The organism is uncultured Clostridium sp. (assembly GCF_934754915.1).
Taxonomy (GTDB): Bacteria; Bacillota; Clostridia; order Clostridiales; family Clostridiaceae; genus Clostridium.
Genome location: NZ_CAKVKB010000015.1, coordinates 1 through 24,544 on the forward strand (window position 1 = coordinate 1; position 24,544 = coordinate 24,544).

The 24,544-nt window shown below is 29.0% G+C and carries 17 protein-coding genes; 12 read left to right on the forward strand and 5 right to left on the reverse strand.

Annotated features, from left to right (window positions below):
* Positions 1–449: 449 nt before the first annotated feature.
* Positions 450–920: a hypothetical protein gene (locus Q0F58_RS04375; RefSeq protein ID WP_294373011.1), complete on the reverse strand. Its 471-nt coding sequence runs from the start codon at positions 918–920 to the stop codon at positions 450–452.
* 31 nt (positions 921–951) lie between these two features.
* Positions 952–1,548 carry a helix-turn-helix domain-containing protein gene (locus Q0F58_RS04380; protein WP_294373013.1) on the reverse strand — a complete coding sequence of 199 codons (597 nt, stop codon included), beginning with the start codon at positions 1,546–1,548 and terminating at the stop codon, positions 952–954.
* A gap of 379 nt (positions 1,549–1,927) precedes the next feature.
* Between Q0F58_RS04380 and Q0F58_RS04385 the strand changes: the two genes are divergently transcribed.
* The 4 genes from Q0F58_RS04385 to Q0F58_RS04400 all read left to right on the forward strand — a co-directional run bounded on the left by Q0F58_RS04385 (position 1,928) and on the right by Q0F58_RS04400 (position 4,214).
* Entirely contained in the window at positions 1,928–2,119 is a 192-nt protein-coding gene (locus tag Q0F58_RS04385) for a DUF739 domain-containing protein (RefSeq protein WP_294373015.1), read from the forward strand.
* Positions 2,120–2,208: 89 nt separating this feature from the next.
* The gene (locus Q0F58_RS04390) at positions 2,209–2,505 is read left to right on the forward strand and encodes a phage antirepressor KilAC domain-containing protein (RefSeq protein ID WP_294373017.1); all 297 of its coding nucleotides are present in this window, start codon (positions 2,209–2,211) and stop codon (positions 2,503–2,505) included.
* 292 nt (positions 2,506–2,797) lie between these two features.
* Positions 2,798–2,971, forward strand: coding sequence for a hypothetical protein (locus tag Q0F58_RS04395; RefSeq protein WP_294373019.1), 174 nt, complete (start codon positions 2,798–2,800; stop codon positions 2,969–2,971).
* A complete protein-coding gene (locus Q0F58_RS04400; protein WP_294373020.1) occupies positions 2,961–4,214 on the forward strand; it encodes a DNA replication protein in 1,254 nt (417 codons plus the stop codon). Before Q0F58_RS04395 ends, Q0F58_RS04400 begins: the two co-directional genes overlap by 11 nt.
* Before the next feature lie 308 nt (positions 4,215–4,522).
* On the opposite strand, the gene Q0F58_RS04405 is transcribed toward Q0F58_RS04400, so the two are convergent.
* Both Q0F58_RS04405 and Q0F58_RS04410 read right to left on the reverse strand, forming a co-directional pair.
* Positions 4,523–4,738, reverse strand: coding sequence for a DUF2922 domain-containing protein (locus tag Q0F58_RS04405; protein ID WP_294373022.1), 216 nt, complete (start codon positions 4,736–4,738; stop codon positions 4,523–4,525).
* A 252-nt stretch (positions 4,739–4,990) separates the two neighbouring features.
* Positions 4,991–5,215, reverse strand: coding sequence for a DUF1659 domain-containing protein (locus Q0F58_RS04410; protein WP_294373023.1), 225 nt, complete (start codon positions 5,213–5,215; stop codon positions 4,991–4,993).
* A 216-nt stretch (positions 5,216–5,431) separates the two neighbouring features.
* Here Q0F58_RS04410 and Q0F58_RS04415 point away from each other — a divergent pair, with 216 nt between their 5' ends.
* Positions 5,432–7,138: an AAA family ATPase gene (locus tag Q0F58_RS04415; protein ID WP_294373025.1), complete on the forward strand. Its 1,707-nt coding sequence runs from the start codon at positions 5,432–5,434 to the stop codon at positions 7,136–7,138.
* A 231-nt stretch (positions 7,139–7,369) separates the two neighbouring features.
* Here Q0F58_RS04415 and Q0F58_RS04420 read toward each other — a convergent pair whose 3' ends face one another.
* Positions 7,370–7,888 carry a hypothetical protein gene (locus tag Q0F58_RS04420; protein ID WP_294373027.1) on the reverse strand — a complete coding sequence of 173 codons (519 nt, stop codon included), beginning with the start codon at positions 7,886–7,888 and terminating at the stop codon, positions 7,370–7,372.
* 187 nt (positions 7,889–8,075) lie between these two features.
* Between Q0F58_RS04420 and Q0F58_RS04425 the strand changes: the two genes are divergently transcribed.
* From Q0F58_RS04425 to Q0F58_RS04455, 7 genes are all read left to right on the forward strand, one after another.
* The gene (locus Q0F58_RS04425) at positions 8,076–10,106 is read left to right on the forward strand and encodes an N-acetylmuramoyl-L-alanine amidase family protein (protein WP_294373030.1); all 2,031 of its coding nucleotides are present in this window, start codon (positions 8,076–8,078) and stop codon (positions 10,104–10,106) included.
* Positions 10,107–10,484: 378 nt separating this feature from the next.
* Positions 10,485–12,320, forward strand: coding sequence for an N-acetylmuramoyl-L-alanine amidase family protein (locus Q0F58_RS04430; protein WP_294373032.1), 1,836 nt, complete (start codon positions 10,485–10,487; stop codon positions 12,318–12,320).
* A gap of 609 nt (positions 12,321–12,929) precedes the next feature.
* The gene (locus tag Q0F58_RS04435) at positions 12,930–14,651 is read left to right on the forward strand and encodes an N-acetylmuramoyl-L-alanine amidase family protein (protein ID WP_294373033.1); all 1,722 of its coding nucleotides are present in this window, start codon (positions 12,930–12,932) and stop codon (positions 14,649–14,651) included.
* A gap of 177 nt (positions 14,652–14,828) precedes the next feature.
* Complete coding sequence (locus Q0F58_RS04440; RefSeq protein ID WP_294373035.1) at positions 14,829–16,268, forward strand: cadherin-like beta sandwich domain-containing protein; 1,440 nt, start codon at positions 14,829–14,831, stop codon at positions 16,266–16,268.
* A 397-nt stretch (positions 16,269–16,665) separates the two neighbouring features.
* Entirely contained in the window at positions 16,666–18,879 is a 2,214-nt protein-coding gene (locus tag Q0F58_RS04445; protein WP_294373038.1) for a cadherin-like beta sandwich domain-containing protein, read from the forward strand.
* Positions 18,880–19,196: 317 nt separating this feature from the next.
* A complete protein-coding gene (locus tag Q0F58_RS04450; protein WP_294373041.1) occupies positions 19,197–20,786 on the forward strand; it encodes an N-acetylmuramoyl-L-alanine amidase family protein in 1,590 nt (529 codons plus the stop codon).
* 682 nt (positions 20,787–21,468) lie between these two features.
* Positions 21,469–24,534, forward strand: a complete 3,066-nt coding sequence (locus tag Q0F58_RS04455; protein ID WP_294373043.1) for an Ig-like domain-containing protein — start codon at positions 21,469–21,471, stop codon at positions 24,532–24,534.
* Positions 24,535–24,544 lie beyond the last annotated feature (10 nt).

Consider the following 24,544-nt stretch of genomic DNA (forward strand, 5'->3'; position numbering starts at 1 on the left):
AGTCATATCCATGAATAAATGTCTTTTTACACAGATTCAATATATAAGGGGTAAATTCTTTAATCAGTTGTTCTTTTGATTCAGTATGTCCATCTTTTGAATATTCAACTAATTTTTCAATATATTCATAATTCATGAGTTGGGTTTCCCTCCTAAATTTCAGGAGAGAAATTCTGTTTTTGAAATATTTGGTTATAATATGTGTTGTAAGATTAAAATTACATTTTAGATTTATCTGATACATATAAAAAATATCAAAAAATCTTTTAGAAGTTGTTGATTTACTTTTCATATTTATCTTGGTATGAAAATTTTAAATAATAATCAAAGAAATCTTGAAAAGAATTCATCATCAATTGCCAAAAGTTCATTATCTATCGTCAATTGAAATATGTGTGAAGCTGTCAAAATAAATATACGTCTAGAAAATATAAATTGACTCTAAATTATTATAATTGTGCAAGATTTAAATAGTAATCACCTATATAGATTCCAAGACCATATATTTTTTTCCAATACTGAAAGATTTCTAATAGCTTTTTTTCTGAGTGGTTCAGATATTCTGAAAATTCATGAGCATTACGTGCTCCATTAATAAGAGGAATTAAGAGGTCATCAGGTTTTAGAAGTATATTATATCCTTCACGTCTGGCTTTATCTTCTAGTTTACGATTCTTTATATCTGTAAGGTCAGTTATATCTCCATAAGTTGTCCTGTGATGTCCTGCTTCTTCAGCCAGTATTTCATATTTTATATTATCAGCAAGGTTTCTGTTTATTCCAATATATCCATCAGCATATTTGCCATATTCTACATCAGCCCTATAGTCTAATTCAAGAACTTTGGCACCTTCCTTTTCCAATTTTATAGTTAATAACTCGAAATCAGATAAATTTGAGTCTGGATTTAGATGTAACATTGATTCATTCCCTTCAACATAAATTAAAATTCTATTTATTTTTATCTTTTATTATTGCTTTCATAAACATTTCATCAAGTGCAGTTTCATCTTTATTATCAATATCATCATTATGTGCTGCTACAGTTGTAAACATAGAAGTCAATTTATTATTATTGTCATGTTCAGCATTGCTTAAGGAGTTACTATTGCTGTCATAACAGATATGTTTTTTAATATTTTCAGTATCTATTGTATTATCAGAGTTTTGTTCGTTAGATAATAAATATTTATCTATAGAAGCAATATCAAAAATATAGCCTAGAACTCTTTTTCTGCCACATTCATTTAATTTCAAAAATATATTATGTAGATCTACTATATCTGCATATGCTTCATCTTTTTGATCTTGAGAAAGTAGATATTCTTCATCCCATCCCATGAGTTTATAAGGTTCTATTTCAAGACCTTCTGCTAATAATTCAAATCTGTTAATGGGCATGCTGTTTATTAAACCTGTTTCATATCTTTGAAGTGTAGATTTTCCAAAACCTGTTCGTTTAGAAAGATCTTCAAATGATAAGTTTAGTTCGTTACGTCTTTTTTTTACTCTTTCCATTATTTCCTGCATCTTTTTATTTCTACTCATAATTTTTACTACCTCAATTAATACTCTTTATAAAATATAGCTTTTATATATGCTTTAATAATAAAACTAGACAATAGTAAACATTTTAATAAAAAATCCTCAATAATTAAGGAGATAGTATAAAGATTTCTTTATAAATTGTCCATTACCAATTGTTCATTGTCCTTTGAAATATATATTTTATTAATAGGTATATTTATATTATAAAGTAAAAAAATGTAAAATCAATATTAAATAGAATAAAATAGAAAAAATAACAAAAAAAGGTTGAAAACAAAAACTGGGGATGGTATCATGAATTTATCCCAAATAATAATATGGATACCACGTAATATAAAAAGTATAAAATTAGTGTTAAAAATGAATGGAGGATATTGATATGAATTTAGAGAGAATTAATAGGGTTATATTTACAAGTGAATATAGTGTGGAAGAGCTTTCAAAAATGCTTAAAGTTAATGAAAACATTTTAAAAGCTAAAATTAATGGAAAGGTAGAGTTTAATGTTGAAGAAATCATTAATCTTATTGAAATATTAAATATAAGAAATCCAAAAGAAATTTTTTATTAAATTTTATTGAAAAACTAATTTATAGAAATTTAATGAAGTATTTAATGAATGGTTCTTAATAAATTGGCAGGAAAGGCGGTGAAGTAAAATTGCATGCTGATATAGAAAGCTGTGAAAACAAACTTGTAAGAGAAGTGGCAAAATCAGCTTCAAGATATGGAATAATCATTGGAGAAAAGAAGCTATGGAATATTTTAAGAGAATGGGGATTTATATTTAAGAATTCTACAGAGCCTAAACAATGTGGAATAAACAGGGGATTTTTTGTTGTCATTAATGGTGTTGCTCAGAATGGAAAGTATACTTTTCCATTTAAAACAACCAGAGTAACTCCAAAAGGCCAGGAATATATAATAAATAGAATTCTTAATGATGAGAAATCCTAGATATTTATTCTTAATAAGTCTGAAAGTAATTATGAAATTTTGATGACAAAATATTAATATATGAAAATATGAAAGGGAGAGAAATATTCTGTTTTTTATGGTTATATACAATCTACAATGAATAATTGATGATTGAAAATTTTTTGATAGAATTTTTACAAGGTTTCTTTGATCGTTTTACATGTATGCGATAAATTTTAAACGTAATTTTAATAGTGTAATATGTATAATAATTTTTTTGTGTGATGTTAGTTATATGATTAAAAAGGATTTAAGAGAGGAAATAATTTTTATGAATGTTATATATTTATATGCTCAGGCTAAAGATAATCTGACAAAAGAAGAAGCAAATGAAGTATGTAAATTATATATGAAAGGATTAAAATACAAAGAAGCAGTCAGTAAGGTGAGAAAATCAGAACAAGCTTCTAATTGTGAAAAGGGGGAAAATTACTATGGCAGATAGAAGGATGATTTCAAGGACGATACTAGATTCCGATAAATTTTTGGATATGCCTCTTACAACACAGGCATTGTATATACATCTCATTTCAAACGCAGATGATGATGGATTTCTAAATAATTCCCAGAAGATAATAAGAATGATAGGAGCAGCCAGGAAGGATTTTGAACTTCTTATTTCATCTGATTTTCTTATAATGTTTGAAAATGGTATATGTGTAATAAAACATTGGAAACTTCACAATTATATAAGAGCTGACAGGTACAAGCCTACAGTATATAAGGATGAATTTAAAATGCTCACTGTTACAGAAAATAAAATGTACAAAATTTTAAATGATGATTTAAAAGATATCAGATTTAAAGATGATGAAATAAAATATAAAGATATGACTGAAGAATGTGGAGATAAAGATTGCTGTAATTATGGAGACACATTTAGGAATGTACAAGATTTTATGGCAGCTGGACGAGAAAGTCAAGCTTGTGGCTGTGCAGGTACAGATGTGGTGGATGCCATTGGTATACCAGATGAATCCATTCTGGAAACCCAGAATAAATTAGATAAGGTTAGTATAGATAAGAATAATATAGATAAAGATAAGTTAAAAGAGAGAAATTCTGAAAAATATGATGATTGTGTATTAAAGACAGATATGAGTATTTTGGATACAGTTGACATAATGGATGAAAGTAAACATGAAATTGAGGAAAAACATTCTGTAAATTATGGAACAGGAACAGTTGATATAATGGACAAAAATAAACTGTTAGAATGTGAAAAATATGAATTAGAAAAACATGAATCAGAAAAAATTATAGAAGATAAGGAATGTGAATATTTAGAACATGGAAATGTCAAAAAACTTCAACATGGAGAAGCTGAAAATTCAGGAGAATGTGATTTGAATGAAATTATAGAAAAGTGGAATCATTTAGGAATATCCAATATAACTTGTATAAAAAATAATAGAAGGAAAATGCTTAAAGCAAGAATAAATGAACATGGAAGTAGAAATGTCATGAAAGCAATAGGCAATATTGAAAAATCCAGTTTTTTAAAAGGTCAGAATGATAGAGGATGGGCAATAACTTTTGACTGGTTTATAAAACCTAATAATTTTATCAAGGTTTTTGAAGGAAATTATAGTGACAAGTGTGGATCTAATTCATTTTCATTTAATAATTTTAAGCCAAGGGAATATGATTATGATGATCTTGAAAAGAAACTTTTAGGATGGGCATAAAGAATTGTATAATAGGCTGTGTATTTTATATAAATATTTCAATGGACATTGGACAATTGACAATGATAAATAAAATCTTTTTAGGATCTCTTTAATCATTATATAAGTTTATTGTTTGAATATATATTAATTTATTAAGCATTAAAAGCTGCTGCATTAAAAAATTATAATTACTATGCCTTAATATTATTGCTGGAATTATGAATTAGATATAGTATAACTTAATCTTTATGCAGCAGCTTAATTTGTTTAATGTGTAATACGTTTTATGTGAATATTATCAATAGCTAAAGGGAGTCTGTTTAATCCTATATTTCATATTTTGTGATTTTTCTTTCTGTAAGCTTGGCTTCAGATTTACCTACAAAAGAGCCGCCTTTTGAAGTGAAGATATCGTTAGTTATTATAGTGTCCATAAGTGAATTGGCTTCATCTTGAGTAATTGAATCTTTTACTCCATTTATAGTTAATGAACTTTTTGTACCTGTTTCAGTTAAAAATGTTAATGTTAAAATATATTCCATGATAAGTCCTCCTTAAAATAATATTTTTCATATATATTGCAATGTACAATGTACAATTGACAATTTACAATGAAGGGTGAAATCTTTACAAGATTTCTTTGGAAATTAGTATGGCTATGCAACTACAATTAGGTGATTTAGAGTGAAATCTTTATAAGATTTCTTTGGTAATATACATGCATTAGATAAATTATAAATGCAGTTTTAATACTGCAGATATATATTTATTGCATGTATATTAAAGGTATTATATTATGCTTGTATTAACTGATCAGAAACAGTTAAATAACAGTTTTTTGTTTCGCTGGCAAGGACAGCTTTAATAGCATCAGCTACAGCAAGAACTTTTTCAGGATCTGCATTTTCCTTTACATTAGAAAATGATTTTTTGCTGTAAGTAGGATTTCCTGATGAGTCTGTACCCTTTCTTACTTCAATTGAAAAACTTGCACTTTCTGGGATTTTGTTAACTGCCATAAAACATTACCTCCTAAAAATTCTAAAGTTTTTGATGTTCTTTGCGCTGAGCAGTTTGAACATCCTGTTTACATAATAGATATATGTGAAACATATAAAAAGTGGAAAAATTAACTTGATTATTTTTAAAAACCTGAGAATGTTTTTTATTTTAAGAACAGAGGATGTAGGATATAATTATATATGCAATTATCAATTAGAAGGGGTTATTGAAATATGGAAAGAAAACCACTGCCAATAGGAATAGATAATTTTGAAAAGCTTATAAAAAATAAATATTATTATGTAGATAAAACACTTTTAATAAGAGATCTTTTGGATAATAAAGCTGATGTTAGCTTATTTACAAGGCCAAGAAGATTTGGAAAAACATTAAATATGAGTATGCTTCAGTACTTTTTTGAAGATATGAGAGATGAATTCAGCGGAGAAAAGAAGGATAACAAATATTTATTTGAAGGTTTAAATATAATGAGGGAAGGTGAATGTTACACTTCATGTATGGGAAAATATCCGGTTATAACTCTTTCTTTAAAAAGTGGAAAGCAGCTTACTTTTGAAAGATCTTTTGAAGAATTGAAAAAAATTATTTCATATGAGTATGAAAGACATAAATTTATATTGCAGGATAAGAAATTAGAAGATCAGAAGGATAGATATTTAAAGATATTAAAACTTGAAGGAAGTATATCAGATTATAGTGATTCAATTAAGTTTTTAAGTCAGTGTCTTGAAAAGTATTATAAAAAGAAAGTAATTATTCTTATAGATGAGTATGATGTACCCCTTGAAAATTCATTTTTTGAAGGATTTTATAAGGAAATGGTAAGTTTTCTTCGAGCAATTTTTGAATCATCACTTAAAACAAATTCTTCTCTTGAATTTGCAGTAATTACAGGCTGTTTGAGGATTTCAAAAGAAAGTATATTTACAGGGTTAAATAATTTAAAAATAATATCAATATTAAATGACAGATATGATGAATATTTTGGTTTTACCAATGAAGAAGTTGAAAAAATGTGTGCTGATTATAAGATTGAATTTAAATATGAAACAATTAAAGAATGGTATAATGGGTATATTTTTGGAAATACTAATGTTTATAATCCATGGAGTGTGGTTCAGTATGTAGATGATTTAAAGGAAAATATAAATCAATTTCCATCATCATACTGGGCAAATACAAGTTCAAACAGTATTGTAAAAACCCTTATAGAAAGAGCAGATGATATTGCCAAAAAAGAAATTGAAACTTTGATAGAAGGAAAAACAATAGAAAAACCTGTTCATGAAGATATAACATATGATGAGATTTATGACAGTATGGATAATCTCTACAACTTCATGTTTTTTACAGGCTATTTTAAAATGATTAATCAAAGAATTGATGAAAAAACGACTGAAAAATATTTGGAGCTCAAAATACCTAATAAGGAAGTTAAATATATATTCAGGCAGAAAATTTTAAAGTGGTTTAATGCAAAAATAAAGGAAGAAAACAGATCAGTTTTATATACATCAGTTATTAATGGAAATGTTGAAGTTTTTCAAAAGGAAGTAAACAGACTTTTGAGAAAAACTATAAGTTTTAATGATGCATATGAAAATTTCTATCATGGATTTTTGGTTGGAATTTTATCAGGAATGGAAGGATATATTGTAAAATCAAATAGAGAATGTGGAAGTGGACGAAGTGACATCTATATAAAGCCATTATCCATATTTGAAAGAGCAGTAATTATAGAATTAAAGGTATGTGACAAGCCTAAAGAGATATTTACAAAGTGCGATGATGCATTAAAACAGATAGAAGAAAAGAAATATGAGGAAGAACTTAATGAAGAAGGATATGAGGATATAATAAAATATGGAATATCTTTTTATAGGAAAGACTGTATTATAAAGATGAAGAGCAATATATAATGTATAATTGACAATTTACAATGAGGGAAGAAATGTTTACAAGTTGACTGTATTTGAAGTTGTTAAAAATATTTTGAAGTGAATTTTATGCTCTATAATTAGATTTTATTTAATCAGAATTATATTAGGTACAGTTTTGATGATGAATCATAATTAAAAATAAAGCAGCAGACTTAAATAGAATCTTAAAGTCTGCTGTTTCATTATATTTTAAAGAATAATTAATATGTTTTAAACCATACGTCCATACATATCAAGTTTATATCCATCAACATATGTGTTTTTTAAATATTCGCCATCAGGACCAAAGTAGTACCATGTTCCATCGACTAATTCCCATTTATTTTTGACTAAAGCACCATTTCCATCAACATAGTAGACTAAATTACCTGCCTTATTAGGTGCAAAGCTGTTAATTAATATGAAATAAGTATCATTTAGATGAGAATCTGGATCAGCTTCTTTTTTTGCATAATACCATTGACCTTTTTCTTTAAACCATCCATCTTTTACATTTTCATCTTGTCCAAAGTACATCCAGCCAGAAATTCTATTTCCATTTTTATCAGTTTTTGTAGTATAGATCCATTCACTTTTGGCAAATGATCCGTCTTCTTTAACCCATTTAAAATCTCCTACCATTGGAATTTCAGCATGAGGTGTTACAGCATATGCAGGAAGACAAGTTAAAACTGAAGATGTTAAAGAAGAAAATAGAGCAAATTTTGTTACAAATTTTTTGAAATTCATATTAAAACCCCTTTTTCAATGAAAATACTTTGTATATATTATATTATCACACAAATCATTATTTTCAAAATAATCCCATAGAAAATATGTTAAAAAGTTGTTATGATTTTACTGAATTAATATATATAGACATAATGTGTTATAATATAGAAATGAAACATAAAAAGATTTTAGGAGGAATTTAGTAATGATAAGGAAAAATAAAAAGATAATGGCATTTTTACTTGCAATCCAATCATTAGCTTTTTTCTCAGCAGTAGAAGTTAATGCAGAAGTTTTAAAAGGAACAGCAGCCCAGAGTGGAGAAATAAATAATGCATCAGCATATAAAGATGGAAGTTTTTATATAGAAGGAAACATAGAGGGCAGGGGAAGTTCTGCATGTTATTTAAAAGATGGAACGTATTCAAATTTGAAGAATGTTGCTGATAATATTGATATTTCTAATTATGGATCAAAATATGTTGAGATTCATGGTGGAGATTATTATTTAGATATGTCTAATGGAACTTTAAGCAGTTCTGGATTAAAGAAAAAAGAAAGTAATGATGCAGCAATCAAATTAAATGAAAATTTAAAAAATGACAATATTGATAGGTATAGAAAAGAAGAACTGAACAATGTTAGAACTTTAACAGAACTTCCTAAAAATAAATTTTCTGAAGGATGGTATGAAAGCAGATACAGTGTAAAAGAAACAAGTACCAGCATCAATAATGGAGCAGATGACAGCGTTGTTTATAGTGACAGCAAAGGAAATTATATTGATGCAGATTATAGTATTGGAAGTATAAAGGTACAGCTTACGAATGGAAAGACTGCTGAAATAAAAAATACTCATGACAAAGTAGAAGAAACAAGAGCAGCAATAGCAAGAACAGAAGTTATTGGACAGGATTCTAAAAATATATACAGACTTGCAGAAATAACATTGAAATGTGATGAAGTAGGTGTTGGGATAAAATCTGTAAATGGAATAGATGTTAATACTGGAAATTGTGTATTCCAAATTGGAGATAATGGTACAAGCATAGTTGTAGATGTTATTCAGTCAATATCAAAAGAAGCAGCAGCTGAAAGGACTGGTGGAATTAAATATTCAAAGAAAGTAATTAATTATGTATTAGGAAACAGTTCTGGACAATCTACAGCGTTATTAAATAATACTAAAGATGGATTTTCATTAAGTAATGGAAAACTTATAAATTATTCATGCAATCAAGTTACTTTACAGGCTGAAGTTATAGAATTAAAGAGTAAAGGAGCTTATTCATATATAGAAAAGAAATCAACTGTATCATTAAAAGTGAATAAAGGAAAATCATCTATAGATTTAGATGCTTCTGGAAACCTATGGGCATTAAGTGGCAAAAATTTGTATGAATTTAATACTAATAAAGGTTTTGAACAGGTTTATGAATTAGATAACCAGTATACCGATTTATCAGCATATGATAATAAAAATATTGCAGTATGGAATAAAGAAGGCAAAATTTATTCTACAATTGGAGGAAAGACAGTCAAATCTCAATCAGCAGATGTTAAAACAGTAGAAAGTACCTCAGAAGATTCAGAATTATCACAGAAGGCTGAATCACAGGATAGTTCTGCAGCAGAGACAGCAGATAAAAATGAAAATACCCAAGTCAATTCCAGTGATAATGAGAAAAACGATAAAACTGACAAAACAGACAATAGTAAGAATAATGAGAAGGATGTAGCTGCAACGACTACAACAGCAGAACAAAAAAATTCTGAAAAAGAAGGAAATGCTGAGTCAAAGTCTGATGCAGCACAAAGCACAAATAATGCTGACAGTTCAAAAGCAGAAGCAGAAAAAAGTGATTCTGTAAAAGTTGATAAAAGTACTTCATCAGATAAGACATCTGAAGATACTAATAAAGATGATGAAAAGAAAGGCTGGGTAGAAAGCAGCAGTGGTAGATGGAATTATGTTGAAGAAGGCGGAAAAAACCATGTGGGATGGCTTGAGTTGGGTTCTAAATGGTATTTCATGGATGAAAGTGGATTCATGGTTACAGGCTGGAAGGAAATAAACAACAAATGGTATTACTTTGGAGACAATGGAGAAATGAAAACAAAGTGGCAGCAAATCAATGGAGACTGGTATTACTTTAGTTCTAATGGTGAAATGTTAAGCCACACTATTGTTGAAGGAAATATACTTGGATTTGATGGAAAGATGTTGAAGCTTTAATGTCATGGATGATTGGCAATAGATAGAATCTTTACAAGATTTTTTGGTATTTTTGTATATATCAGATAAACTTTAAATGTAATTTTGATTTTACAATATATATTTCAATAATAAAATTTAGATAATAATTAAATCTTGAAAAGATTTCACCATTCATTGTATATTGGAATATATTGTGCTAAATTTATAAAAACATTAAACTTATGATATTTTTTACGATAATAATATATGCTTCAATTATAAATTGTAAATTAAAGCAATAATATTTGCGAGATTTCTTTGCTTACTGTTTTATAATTGTTGCTTTATAGAGTTAAGATTTTTAGCTTTTATAAAAAACAAATTTAATATTTTATAGAAAATTTGGGGGAGATTATAATGAATAGAAACAAAATTACTGCATGTGTAATAGCAGCAGCATCTGTAGTTTCAATGTTCCCAACAGGGTCATTTGCTGCAGAAAAAGAAATAAAATCTACAAAAGGAACAATATACAGAGCAGCAGCATATAAAGATGGAAAATTTTATATTGCTGGAGAACCAAAAAGCAAAGATGAAAGTGCATATTATTTCAGTAATGGAAGTTATAATGAATTGAAAGATATTGATGCAGATGACACAATAAAAATTTATGGCAGCAAGTATCTTGTAGTTGAAGATGGAGATTATTATGTTGACTTAGAAAGCGGAAAAGTCAAAGAAGAAAAGATTGAAGAAACAGAAACAGATAAAGCAGCAGTAAATTTAAGAAGCAGTGTTAAATCAGATAATGATGGAAGATTTGATGAAAGTGATGCAAAGGAAATTAAGGAAGTCAAGGCCATTCCTAATGCAAAGTTTAATGATGACTGGTATGAAACATCTTATAAGGTAAAAGAAGTAAGTGAAAATATAAACGGTGGAGAAAAAGAATTAACTGTTTATACAGATAAAGATGGAAAATATATAGATGCAGATTATAACTTAGGAAAAGTTAAAGTTAAATTAAGCAGCGGCAAAAATGTAACTTTAAACAATACAAATGATAAGGAAGATACAGTTACAGCAAAGGTTACAGACAGCAAGACAATAGCGCAGGATAAGGACAATATATACAGATTAGCTAAGATTACTGTTAAAACAGGGGCATCAGGAACTACAATAAAATCTGTTAATGGATTGGACATTACAGATTCTACAACAGCATTTACTTTAAGTAATGATGGTGCATCTGTCAGCTTTAATGTTATTCAGGTTATTTCTAAAGGACATAATTCTAAAAAGATTGATGGAATAAGATATTCTAAGAATGTAACAAATTATATATTAGGTGACAAAGAAGGAAAGAAAGTTGACCTTCTAAATTCTGATACGGATTCATTTACAGTTGCTAATGGAAAATTGATAAATTATAAAATAGGCAGCAGTTCAGTGGAAGCAGCTGTAATAAGCCTTAATACAAAGAGCTCAAATTCTTATATCGATGTAGAAAATTCTGATACTGCCAAATTTGAAGGTGGAAAAGAATGTGTTGATATTGATGTTGACGGAAACATATGGGTATTGACTAAAGATTATATACGTAAATTTGACAACAAAGAAGATTTTGAAAAAGTATATGATTTAGATGATGAATACACTAATTTCTCTGTATATAATAAGGATAATTTAGTAGTATGGAATGAAGATGAAAAGATATACAGCATAGTTGGTGGAAATGAAAAGAAGACTGATACTGATGTTGTTGAAGATAATGGAAACAACAATGCTAATAATAATAATAACAATAATAATAACAATGGTAATTCAAACAATAATGCAAATAATGGCGGAAACCAAAATGGAAGCAATCCTTCTGGAAATGTAACTGTTGGATGGGTAAAAGACACTTCTACTGGAAACTGGACTTACAATGAAGCTTCAGGAACTAAGAAAACAGGATGGCTTAATGATAATGGAACATGGTATTATTTAGATTTAGCAACTGGAATCATGAAAACAGGCTGGGTAAATGATAATGGAACATGGTATTATATGCAGCCATCAGGAGCAATGAGAACAGGCTGGGTAAATGATAATGGAACATGGTACTATATGCAGTCATCAGGAGCTATGAAAACAGGATGGCTTAATGACAATGGAACATGGTATTATTTGAATTCTTCAGGAGCAATGCTTTCTAACACTACAATTAATGGATACAGATTGGGAAGCAGCGGAGCTTGGATTAAGTAATAACTGAAAACTAAATATAGTAAAAAAATTCAAGAGAATGTAGTAGATTTTTTAATAAGTCTATTACATTCTTTTTTTGGTATATAGAAAATCATGGAATTAAAAAAACAGAAACATGGCCATGCTAATTGGTTAATGGAAATAAAAAAGCCGAAATGTTACCTATGAAGTGAGCGTGCACAGTTACCTTTAATTCTATGAGAAAATTACTTTTTTGGATAATATCTTAGATAATTTGAAAAAAGTAGAAATACATAGTCTAAGAAGAGTTCTTTATATTGGAATTTAATAGTCTTTGATTTTAATGATATAAATTGCATTTATGAATAATATAGGAAAATATAGTGGTATAAAGTGGATGATAAATCATTTAATTCATTTTTATTATAAAGTTTTATAGAAAAATAGGAATAATAAGGTTTTTGAGGAATTTTAATTACATTTAAAATATATTCAAAAACTATTTTCAAATTAAAACAAGTGTGGTATTATAGGCTTGTCGATAGAAAAATATACAAAAACCGACAATAAAGGCTTGATTAAGGGTTAATTATACATTAAGCTAAGTCTTTATATTGGGAAAGATAGAAGAACGCAGGAGGAAAGAATATGATAAAAAGAATGAACAAATTAACAGCATTATTAGTTGCTGCTACTGCTGTTGCTTCAATAGCACCAGCTACTTCAGCAAGTGCTGCTACAAAATTAGCAACTAAAGATGGAAACATTGATCAAGTACAAGCATTTGATGGTGGTAAGTACATATATGAAGGATACAAGGATGATTCTCAAGACAATGGTATCTATTACTCAAATGGATCAAAAGATGTAGAAATTGATGATGTTGACTATTTTGAACACACAAAATATGGAAAAGACAGCGTTAACTTTACAGATGATGAAGTATTATTCAACTTATCAACTGGAAAAGTTGAAGAAGATACAGTAAGTGATAAGGTTGATTACTTAAATACAAGATTCAACTCACAAGTAATAAAGAAAGTTGACAGATATAAAGGTGGAACTTTCACAATAGACACTGATAATGCAATCAATGCAGATTCATTTGGTGAAGTTTGGTACAGCTACACTGTTGAAAATGATGGAGAAACTTTCAATGGATTTGTAAATTCAGCAGGAAAATATGTAGATGCTGATTACACTTTAAACATAGTTCATTACTTAAATGATAACAAAACAAAAGTAACTTTAGATGACGCAGATGATGCTAAGAAGCAAGGTTACACTGTTACAGCTGGAGATGTAGTATTTGCTGATGCTGATTACATATATAGAACTGTTACTGTAGCCCCAACTGGAGAAAATACAAATGATAAAGCAACAACTGCTACATACTTACAAAAAATAAGCAAAGCTCAAGGAAACACTAAAGATGATGCTTATTTACCAAAGAGCGTAACAAGCTATTTAATAGAAAATGATTCTAAAACTGAAGATAACAAAGGATTACTTGAAGTATTAAATGGAACAAATACAAATGCTAAATTAAGAGTTGTAAATGGTTCAGTATACACAATTGAAGGTTCAACAGGATCATTAGAAGTTCAAAAATATGATTTAGTTAAGAACAGAGATGAAGATGCATCTATCCAAGATAGAATCAACAGAGTTTCTTACGATGAAGATTATGATTTTGATACAACAAAAGTAACAGCTTTTGATATAGATGTTGATGGAAACGTATGGGTTCTTTACAAAGGAGAAATCCAAAAGTTAGTTAAAGGTAAGTTAGAAACTGTATACACAACTGACAGAACTATGGATAAGATTTCTGTATACGATCAAGACGATATAGTTGTTTGGAACACTGATAATGAAATATACGCTACAGTAGCTGGAAAAGAATCAGATGATAAAAAAGATGAAACAGTTAAAGCTGGATGGGTTAAGAATTCAGATGGAACTTGGTCATACACTAAGGCTGATGGAACTAAGGCTACAGGATGGTTATTAGATGGTTCAACTTGGTATTATTTAAATGCTAACGGAATCATGCATACAGGATGGTTAAACCTTAACGGAAATTGGTATTACTTAAATCCAGTATCAAATGGTACAATGGGAGCAATGCAAACAGGATGGCTAAACCTTAATGGAACTTGGTACTACTTAAATGCATCAGGAGCAATGCAAACAGGATGGTTAAACCTTAGCGGAACTTGGTACTACTTACAATCATCAGGAGCTATGAAAACTGGATGGTTAAATGATAACGGAACTTGGTATTATTTACAAGCATCAGGAGCTATGGCTGCAAACACAACTGTTGATGGTTACAGATTAGGTGCAAGCGGAGCTTGGATAAGATAATTTATAAACAGATATAAAATTGAATAGTTTATAATTTTGGAAACTGCCATATTTAATGATTTATTAATATGGCAGTTTTTTTTAATGAAAATTTAAGAAGAATTAAATTTTCATTAGTTTACATTGTCTATTTGTAATGGTACTATAAAAATAGAATTTACTGTGAGGAGAAACTGTATGAGAAAAATAAAAGGTATTTCTATAATAGTATTAATCATATGTTTTGTTTTTATTGCAGAATATGTGGAATTATTTTATTCTATGCCAGAATCAGTTTATGGTCAGAGCAATAATACAGGCAGTGGTCTTAAGGGGATTTATTTAGATGAAGGAGAAGAAATTGATTTTTCAAAAGATATCTACAGTTATATAGTTGATGTAGAAAGCAATATAGAAGAACTTACTCTTAAAGCAAGACCTGAAGATGAAAACAGCATTGTTAGGATAAATGGAGCTGTTGTAGGGAAAGATGAAAAATATAAGCAGACAATAAAATTGGACAAAGGTAAAAATAAAATAGTTATTCAAGTAAGTAATAATAAAAAATTTGAAAATGATGAAAATTATAAAATCGTAAATAAAAAAAGAAACATTACAGATGATGAAAAAGAAATAAAGAAAGATATTGATGTGACAGAATATACAGTATATGTTTTCCGAGGAGGAAAAGATGCTGTGTATTTAGATGATTTTACTATAGACAATAAAAACGTAGGATTTGCAAGTGAAAGTAAATTTTACAATCTGGAAATTGATGAAGAAAATCAAATTGTTCAGTTTGAGTTTTCAAGAATGGATGAAAATGATACTATACTTGTAAATAATAATGTATTGGAAGATACTGATGTATTAAATATTAAATTCAAAGGAATTGGAAAATATCCAATAACAATAGATGTTATTGATAATGATACACAGAGAAAAGGAACATATGTTATAAACATTTATTATGGAATATTCATAACTCCTAATGTAGACCCATATATTACGCCTAATCAATGGTTTATAATAAATGGAAGATGGAGATATAATGATAGTCTTGGAAATCCATTAAAGAATGTATGGTTTTATGATTCCAACTATAATGGTTATTTCTATTTTGATGATCGTGGAAATATGAAAACAGGTTGGATTATAGCAGATGGAAATAATTATTATCTAAATAGTAAAGGAATAATGCAGACAGGCTGGGTTAAATATGAAAATGAATGGTATTATTTAGACAGTAATGGTGTTATGAGAAAAGGATGGGTTAAGTATAATAATAACTGGTATTATTTAAATAAAGATGGCCAGATGAAAACAGGCTGGATGCTTGATAATGGAAAATGGTATTATTTATCTTATGATGGAAGTATGAAGACAGGCTGGCTAAAATATAATGACGAATGGTATTATTTAAATGGTAATGGAAGCATGAAATCTAGAGAATGGTTGGAGTATAATTATAAATGGTACTATATTAATTATTCTGGAACCATGAGACGTGGCTGGTTATTTAAAGATGATAAATACTATTATTTGAATGATGATGGCTCAATGCAGACTGATTCAATAACTATTGATGGATATTTGTATAATTTCAATAAAGATGGTTCTGTTTCTTTTGATGAATAATGATGAGTTTTGATTTTGCAAATAATTAGACTTATTTTCACATGTATGAAATAAATTTTAAGAGTAATTTTAATATTAAGAACATTATTATTAATTGAATTAACAAAAATATAAAATTAATATCAAAAATAGTACTAAATGTACGATAAATATTGTGTATATATATAATGTAAGATTTAGATATATGTTCTAGCATTAATAATTTATGTTGGCAATATAAAATTGTATAAAATTATAATTAGAATAAAATTTTTAGAGATTTATTCAATTATTATGTAGCTTTATTATTAGAATGTATATATAATTTTAAGTATGTTATATAAGTGTCCAAGCAGTTGTATAATTGCTTGTTTACATATTTATATATTTTTGAGATTATAATTGGGAGGAGTACTTAATGGAAAAAAGGCTAAACTTTAAAAGAATTTTTTCGTATCTGCTTGTATTTGCAATGGCTTTTAGTTTTATGCAGTTTGGGCAGATAAAGCCGGCAAAAGCAGAAACACAAATACCTGGTTTAAAGTTTATAATCGGGGATTTGGATGGTGGAAGAACTAAAGAAATAGATAAAGATTCTAATGACAATTATGTAATAAGATCTGTAACTTTATCTGATTCTTATGTTATAGCTCCAGAAGCAGGATATAATATAGAAGATGTAAAAGCTAGTAACAGTAAGGTCAGAATAAACAAATCTAAGCAGGGAAATAGTAATATTTTCAGAATCACTAACATAAAAGATTATAGTGATTTTAAACTTACTGTTAAATTGAAGAATCCTGAAGGGGAAGTTTCAACATATGATGTAAGAATTGAATTTAATATGGATTCATCTTTGGAATTCAGCAGATTAAGAGTAACATTTGATAATGAAGATCCTGTTACACTTGGATATGATGAGTGTGATGAAGATGGAGTATATCAATTAGATTCAACTGCTTCAAAAGCAAAAATAGAAATGCTTGATTCTACTAATACTTTAATGAATTTTAAAGTTAATGGTGGAACAAATAAGACTGTTAATTTAATTGGTGGAGAAAATGAAATTGAATTGACAGTAACAAGTGCAGGTTATTCAAAAGTATACACATTGATAATTGATAAAAAGGGAGAAGCAAAACTTAAATCCCTTACTCCATCTACAGGAAGTCTTTCTCCATCATTTAATTCTGATGAGACAGAATATACAATTACAGTCCCAGAAGCTACAGACAAAATAGCATTTACACCAGTAGCAGTAGATAATTCTACTACTATAAAGGTAAAGAATGTTACTATTGCAAGCGGAAAGAAAAGTCAGGATATCAAACTTGATGAAGGAGAAAATAAAATTCCTATAACAGTAAAGACTAAAGATGGTGATACTACAGTATATACTGTAGTTGTAACAAGAACAGAAAAATTCAGAAGTGCTAATTTAAAAGGTTTAAGAGTATCTTCGGGAAAATTATCACCAGCATTTAATAAAGAAGTTTATGAATATGCAGTAGTGGTAGAAAATTCAGTAAGTTCTATAACAGTTACACCAACAGCAGAAGATGCAAATGCAACAATAAAGGTAAATGGAAAGAAAGTTCCAAGTGGAGCAACTTCAGCATTCATAAGTCTTGATGAAGGTGGAAATGTAATAGATGTTACAGTTACTGATAGTAAAGGTGAAGAAAACACATATACATTGATGGTAACTAGAAAATATTCGAAAAACAATGTTAATTTGAGCAGTCTTACTGTTACAGATGGAACATTTACGCCAAAATTTGACCCTGAAATATATGCTTACAGTGTTAAAGTTCCAAGAAGTGTTGAACAAGTAAGAATAAAATTCGAAGCACAGAATGAAAAGGCTAAGGTTGAAATTAATGGTGTTCAATATCAAACTGGACAACAATCTGATAAGATAAAATTAAATCTTGGTGCAAATAATATAACTGTTAAAGTAATAGCAGAAGATGGAAAAACAACAACTAATTATGTTTTAAGTATAATAAGAGACAGAGTTCAGGGAACATTAGATGACTGGGTTCTTGTTGCAGGTGAATGGATGTTCTACAACAGTCAGGGAATTCCTGCAAAAAATCAATGGGTTAAATATGATAATCAATGGTATCATGTAGATGTTAATGGATACTTGGATAAAGATAAATGGCTATATGATGGTGGACAATGGTATTTCCTTGATGAAAATGGAATAATGTGCCATGGATGGATTCATAACACAGGATACTGGTATTATTTCAGAGAAAATGGTCCAATGGCTAGAAATGAATGGGCTCAGCTTGATGGAAAATGGTATTTCTTTAATGATTCAGGTCATTTACAGACAGGATGGACATTATATTTAGGAAAATGGTATTACTTAGATGATCATGGAGTTATGCAGAAAGGATGGATAACTTATGATAAGAATAAATACTATTTAGACGATGATGGAAGCATGAGAACAGGATGGCTATATAACGGAAAGACTTGGTACTACTTTGAATATTCAGGAAGAATGGTAACTGGATGGCAGACAATAGGCAACAGAACTTATTATTTCGATTCTAAGGGTGCTATGAAGACTGGTATGTTATTCCTTGATGGAAGATGGATAAATCTTGATTCACTTTAATCTTTAAATATGAAAAAACAGGGGGCTGATTGGAATATTCTAATCAGGTCCCTGTTTTAGTTCTATTTTGAATTTTTTTATAAAAATTTTATATATTTTTTGTACTAATCAGTATAAATGTTATATAATATTATTATAATTAGTAATGTACAATTTAGAATGAATTGTTTTTTTAGACTTTATATTTCTATATATAAGCTAAGATGTTACGATGTGTAATTGAATTTTCAAATAGAAATATAAAGAAAATCCAGTGAGGATTTTATAATTCATTGTCAATTGGCCATTGAAATTAAAGTTTCTGGGAGGGATTAATAATGATAAAAAGAGTAAAAAGTTTAACAGCAGTTATTGCATTAGCCGCAGTTGTATCAGCAGCTATGCCATGTCAGATGATAACAGCTCATGCATCAGATAAAACAGAATCAATATGGAGTTTTGTAAAAAGCAGCAATGCATTGGATAAGGCTATAGAACAAAAAATAATCAGCTATTTAGAAAATAAATATGGTGAAGGGTCTAAAGTGACTGTTGACCGAGAACCATTTGAACTAGATATTCAAATTAGGAATGAAGATGCAGATAAGATAGCAAACATTTTATGTAAAGATGACAAGTTTGTAAAGAAAATGCTTATAAAAATCGGATATCCAGAAGAAACTGTAAATAACATGACTCATGAACAAATAGATGCAGTAAGAGATAAAGTAATTCTGCAGGTTTCTGCAATAATAAAGAGTGCTAATAATGAAAAAGCACTTATATACCCTTATACAGCATCAAAAGACGGACAGGTTATAGATAAAGGCTTTTTTGTTGGAGGAACAATTGGAGCAGCAATAATGCAGTCTAATAATGGAGAACCTATATATGTATCTGGACAAAATGTATCTGATTTAAATGAATCTATTAAAGAAGAAATAAGAAATAAGATAAAAGAAAAACTTAATCAGATTATAAAAGATATACTTCAAAATGGACAAATAGGCAGTATAATTGGAAACATAACAGATAAAATAACAGGCAAGATAGATGATATAACCGATATTACTGGCGATTTGGCAGATGCTATGGATAAGCTTTCAGATTCTATAAAAGATAAATCTGATGATATAGATGATGCATGGGATAAAGTCTTTGACAGATTTGACAATGATGAAGGATGGGGAAAAAGAGATGGATACATCTATTATTATGATGAAGATGGAATAAGTCTAAAAGGTGTTCAGAAAATAGATGGAAAAACATATTATTTTAACAGAATTGATGGAGCAATGGAAACAGGGTGGCAGATTGTTGATGGAAAGAGATGCTATTTTGATGAAAAAACAGGAAGACAACTGTTCCTTCAGTGGGTACAGGATGGAGACGATTGGTATTTTTTGAGTGATGAAGGACCAGTAAAGAAATCTGAATGGATAAATGACAATGGAAATTATTACTATGTTAAAAGTGATGGAAAGAGAGCATCAAACTGGCTTAAGATAGATGATAGCTGGTATTATTTTAATGAAACCACTGGAATTATGGAAAATTCAAGATGGAAATTGTCAAAGGAAAAGTGGTACTATTTAACTGACAGTGGAAAGGCAGCTAATGACTGGATTTGCATTAATGGTAAATGGTATTATTTCAGAGAAAATTCATGTGCAATGGAAACAGGATGGTTCAGAGCAGATGGAAGCTGGTATTATTCTGATTCAACAGGTGCAATGAAGACAGGCTGGGTGCCTTCTGGAGATAATTGGTGTTACATGGATGATAATACTGGAAAGATGAAGAAAAATGAATGGGTATACAGTAACGGAAGCTGGTACTATTTTAATGTAAATGGATATATGCTTACAAAATCAAGATATATTGATGGTGTAAAATATAATTTTGGAAGTGATGGAAGACTTATTTAATAGTCTGAAATTGAATATGAAATTTTTAGAGAATTCTTTGAATTGTGTAATTATTCATTATTAAAAAATATTTTGGATTAATTTTTAATATATGCATTAGGTGTATTACAATATTACGATTACATCTGGAATTTATCTGACATATGTTAAAGTAAAGATACAGGAGAAATCTTGAAAAGACTTCATCCTTAATTGTAAATTGTCAATTGTACATTGAAATGTATGAATTCTAATATGTTTCATTTGCAGGACGAAAAATAAAAAAATGTCTCTGCAAGTGAAGCATATTTTTGTTTTTACATTTAATCCTATTTAGTAAAATTTATTTAAAACGATAATAAATAGTAGTAATTAAAAAATAAAGTACTCAAAATTATAACAATATTATGTAAATATATATATATAAGATTAATGGACAATTGACAGGGGACAATTTATTGAAAATGAACAAAATTCATTTTTATTCTATAAAAAATTATATTTTCAAAATTAAATTTTAGTTTTAATTGTTAAAAATATATGTAAATAACTTGTAAACTTACATTTTGATAATAAGACTAAGATAATTAAAAAAATTTTGAAAAGACTTAATCCTTCATTGTAAATTGTTAATTGTACATTGAAAGATATAGATTGTGAAAAGAAAAATAATTATAAATTATAGAAAAATAGGGGGACAAGCATGAAACGTGATTTTGTAAAGAAACTTATATGTTACGCAGCAATAACAGGTACTTTAGCATCACTTCCAACTGCTTCTTATGCAGCAACATGGTTAAGTGATAATGCTGGAAATTATTATTTCTATGAAAATAATAATTATGCAGTTGGATGGAGAAATATTGATGGAACTGTATATTATTTCAATGGTTCAGGAATAATGCAGAAGGGATGGATTCAGTATGGTGATTCATGGTACTATCTTGATGAAAATGGAGCCTTGAAGACAGGATGGATTAATTATAATGGAGACTGGTATTATTCTGATTCAGCAGGAATAATGCAGATAGGAACTATTCAAATCAATGGAAAAGTCTATAGTTTTTCAAATAATGGTGTTATGAGAAAAGGAAGCATTATAATCAATGGGCAATTCTACACACTAGGAAGTGATGGAGCTGTTGTTGGAAACAGCGATATTGTTCCTGACAAGATATTTGATCAGTTTAATAATTGTATTCAACAGAATAAATCTACAGACACATCTGCAATAATAAAGCCAGATGGTTCTAAATTTGACAATGTTATTGAAGATCAAAGTGAAATTGGTGACTATGAAGAACCAAAGCAGAAGTTTACTGTTACATTTAGAGATGAAAATGGTCAGCAGCTTAAGGATAAGAAAGTTACAGATGGAGATACAGTTAAAACATATGAACCTGATGATGAAACTGATCAAGACAGAAACTTTATTGAATGGAATACTAAGAGGGATGGTTCTGGAAAGAGCTATGATGATGATGAAAAGATAAAAATTACTAAAGATTTAACATTATATGCTATATGGAGTGAAGCAGAAGAGAAGACTGAAGTTACAGGTATTACTATCAGTGGAGATTCTGAAGTTGAAATTGGAAAGACAATTCAATTGACAGCAGATGTGACTCCAAGCAATGCAACTAATACAAAGGTTAAGTGGAGTATTGAATCTGCAACTGGCGATAACGTTGGAAGTGCAACTATAGATTCTGATGGTGTATTGAGAGGTGTTGCAAAGGGTAAGGTAATTGTAAAAGCTGAGGCTGCTGATGGTTCTAAGATGAGTGCTACTAAGGAATTCAATGTAGTTGATGCTAAGACTCTTGTTACTGGAATAACAATTAAAGCTGATTCTGATAAGATAACAACTGATGGAGGAACATTAAAGATAACAGCTGATGTAACTCCAAAAGAAGCAAGTACTTCTTCTGTTAAGTGGAAAGTTATTGAAGGAAGCAGTTATGCATCTATAAGTGAAGATGGTACATTAAAAGCTATTGCAGATGGAACAGTTAAGGTACAGGCTTCTGCAAAAGATGGTTCTGGAATAAACAGTAATGTATTGACAATACAGATTTCTAATCAGACTGTAAAAGTTAAGAAGTTAACAGTTTCAGCAGAAGGAAATAAGAAGAAGATTTCTGTGGGTGAACCTATAGTAATAACAGCAAAAGCTTATCCTGATGATGCACAAAATACTGATGTTACATGGACTGCTAAATATACAACTGGACCTAAGACTGGAGAACCAGCAGATATTGTATCTGAGTCTGGAAATACAATGACGTTAAAACCAAATGCTAAAGGAAAGATTGAAATCACAGCTACAAGCAAAATTGACAGCAGCATAGTTGGAAAGACAACTCTTACAGCAGTAAAAGATGCTGAAGCAATTTATATAACTGGAGATTCTCATGAAATTAAACAAAATACAGGAAAGTTGGCATTAAGTGCTCTATTTGTAAAACCTAATACTACTACTGTAGATGCTGAAGTTGATACAACTTCTGTTAAATGGTCAATAGAAGATATAACTGATGATGAAAATAAGGCTCCTGTAACAACTGGAAGTGCTGTAACCATTACAACATCATGTGATAAGGCAAGAATTAATCCTTCAACTAAAACAGCTGTTGTAACTGGATTGAAAAATGGTAAAGTAAGGGTTTATGCAATAGCTGAAGATAATAAAAAAGTAGTTGGTTATTATGATATTGCAATTTCAAATCAGTATGTCAAAGCAACTAAACTTGATTTAAATGTTCAGACTACTGGAAGTACTGTAACAACAGCAAGTCAGGTTGATATTAAGAAAGGTGACGAGATAACTTTAATTGCAGAAATAGGTATGAAGAAAGATGAGAATGGACAAGAAAGTACTGAGGTACCAACAGCTACAAATGTTAAATGGTCAGTTTATGGAGATACTTCTGTTATCAGCTATTCAGAAGATCCATCAAATAAAAATAAATTGATAATAAAAGCAAATAAAAAGCTTTCAAAAGAAACTTCAACAATAACTGTAAAGGTAACTGTAGATGATTTGTCTCAGCAATGCATTATAAATGTTAATGATGTAATTGATGATATTACATTTAGCAATGATGCAGTAAATAATAAAGTTTTAATAAATGAACCTATTAATATAACTGCAAGATTATTCCCTACTTATATGAGTGGAGATAATGTTGAATGGAGCAATGTAAGTGGATCAGCAGGAAAACTTTCACCAGATGGAAACCCTAAAGTAAATGGTAATGTTTCAACTCAAAAATTTGTATCTACAACTGTTGGGGATGTGGTTATAAAAGCAGAAGCAGATGGATATTCTAAGAAAACAAATAAGATAAAAGTATTAGATGAAATAACATCAGTAGAAGCTCGTTTAAAGGATTCATCATCAGCTAGTGGTGCATCAGTAACTTTAGGTTCAGAATCAGGAAAAAATACAAAGACAGTAGAATTGAAAGCCGTAGTTAATGGAAATGAAAATAATCAGGATTATAATGATTTTATACTATGGAAAGCAGAACCTGTAAATACCAGCTTAGTAAAAGTAAGTGTTAATTCAGGAATAGTGACTATAACAAGAGATATAGGAAGTGAAGATATTCCAAGTGATGCATTTGTACTTGTAACTCCATATTACAAATCTTCAAATGGAAATATTACAGAAAAATCAAAAGAATTTAAAATAAATCTTATAAATGAACCAACTCCACCAGAACAGACAGGAACAGGTTCAACACAGACAACAGGAAACAATTAATTGAAAAGGA

What these genes read in the sequence shown, in the direction of transcription:
- Q0F58_RS04400 (WP_294373020.1), top strand. Translation starts at nt 2,961, where the DNA reads ATGGCAGATAGAAGGATGATTTCAAGGACGATACTAGATTCCGATAAA.
- Q0F58_RS04445 (WP_294373038.1), top strand. Translation starts at nt 16,666, where the DNA reads ATGGAAAAAAGGCTAAACTTTAAAAGAATTTTTTCGTATCTGCTTGTA.
- Q0F58_RS04375 (WP_294373011.1), bottom strand. Translation starts at nt 920, where the DNA reads ATGTTACATCTAAATCCAGACTCAAATTTATCTGATTTCGAGTTATTA.
- Q0F58_RS04380 (WP_294373013.1), bottom strand. Translation starts at nt 1,548, where the DNA reads ATGAGTAGAAATAAAAAGATGCAGGAAATAATGGAAAGAGTAAAAAAA.
- Q0F58_RS04430 (WP_294373032.1), top strand. Translation starts at nt 10,485, where the DNA reads ATGAATAGAAACAAAATTACTGCATGTGTAATAGCAGCAGCATCTGTA.
- Q0F58_RS04425 (WP_294373030.1), top strand. Translation starts at nt 8,076, where the DNA reads ATGATAAGGAAAAATAAAAAGATAATGGCATTTTTACTTGCAATCCAA.
- Q0F58_RS04405 (WP_294373022.1), bottom strand. Translation starts at nt 4,738, where the DNA reads ATGGAATATATTTTAACATTAACATTTTTAACTGAAACAGGTACAAAA.
- Q0F58_RS04455 (WP_294373043.1), top strand. Translation starts at nt 21,469, where the DNA reads ATGAAACGTGATTTTGTAAAGAAACTTATATGTTACGCAGCAATAACA.
- Q0F58_RS04440 (WP_294373035.1), top strand. Translation starts at nt 14,829, where the DNA reads ATGAGAAAAATAAAAGGTATTTCTATAATAGTATTAATCATATGTTTT.
- Q0F58_RS04410 (WP_294373023.1), bottom strand. Translation starts at nt 5,215, where the DNA reads ATGGCAGTTAACAAAATCCCAGAAAGTGCAAGTTTTTCAATTGAAGTA.
- Q0F58_RS04450 (WP_294373041.1), top strand. Translation starts at nt 19,197, where the DNA reads ATGATAAAAAGAGTAAAAAGTTTAACAGCAGTTATTGCATTAGCCGCA.
- Q0F58_RS04435 (WP_294373033.1), top strand. Translation starts at nt 12,930, where the DNA reads ATGATAAAAAGAATGAACAAATTAACAGCATTATTAGTTGCTGCTACT.
- Q0F58_RS04395 (WP_294373019.1), top strand. Translation starts at nt 2,798, where the DNA reads ATGAATGTTATATATTTATATGCTCAGGCTAAAGATAATCTGACAAAA.
- Q0F58_RS04385 (WP_294373015.1), top strand. Translation starts at nt 1,928, where the DNA reads ATGAATTTAGAGAGAATTAATAGGGTTATATTTACAAGTGAATATAGT.
- Q0F58_RS04415 (WP_294373025.1), top strand. Translation starts at nt 5,432, where the DNA reads ATGGAAAGAAAACCACTGCCAATAGGAATAGATAATTTTGAAAAGCTT.
- Q0F58_RS04420 (WP_294373027.1), bottom strand. Translation starts at nt 7,888, where the DNA reads ATGAATTTCAAAAAATTTGTAACAAAATTTGCTCTATTTTCTTCTTTA.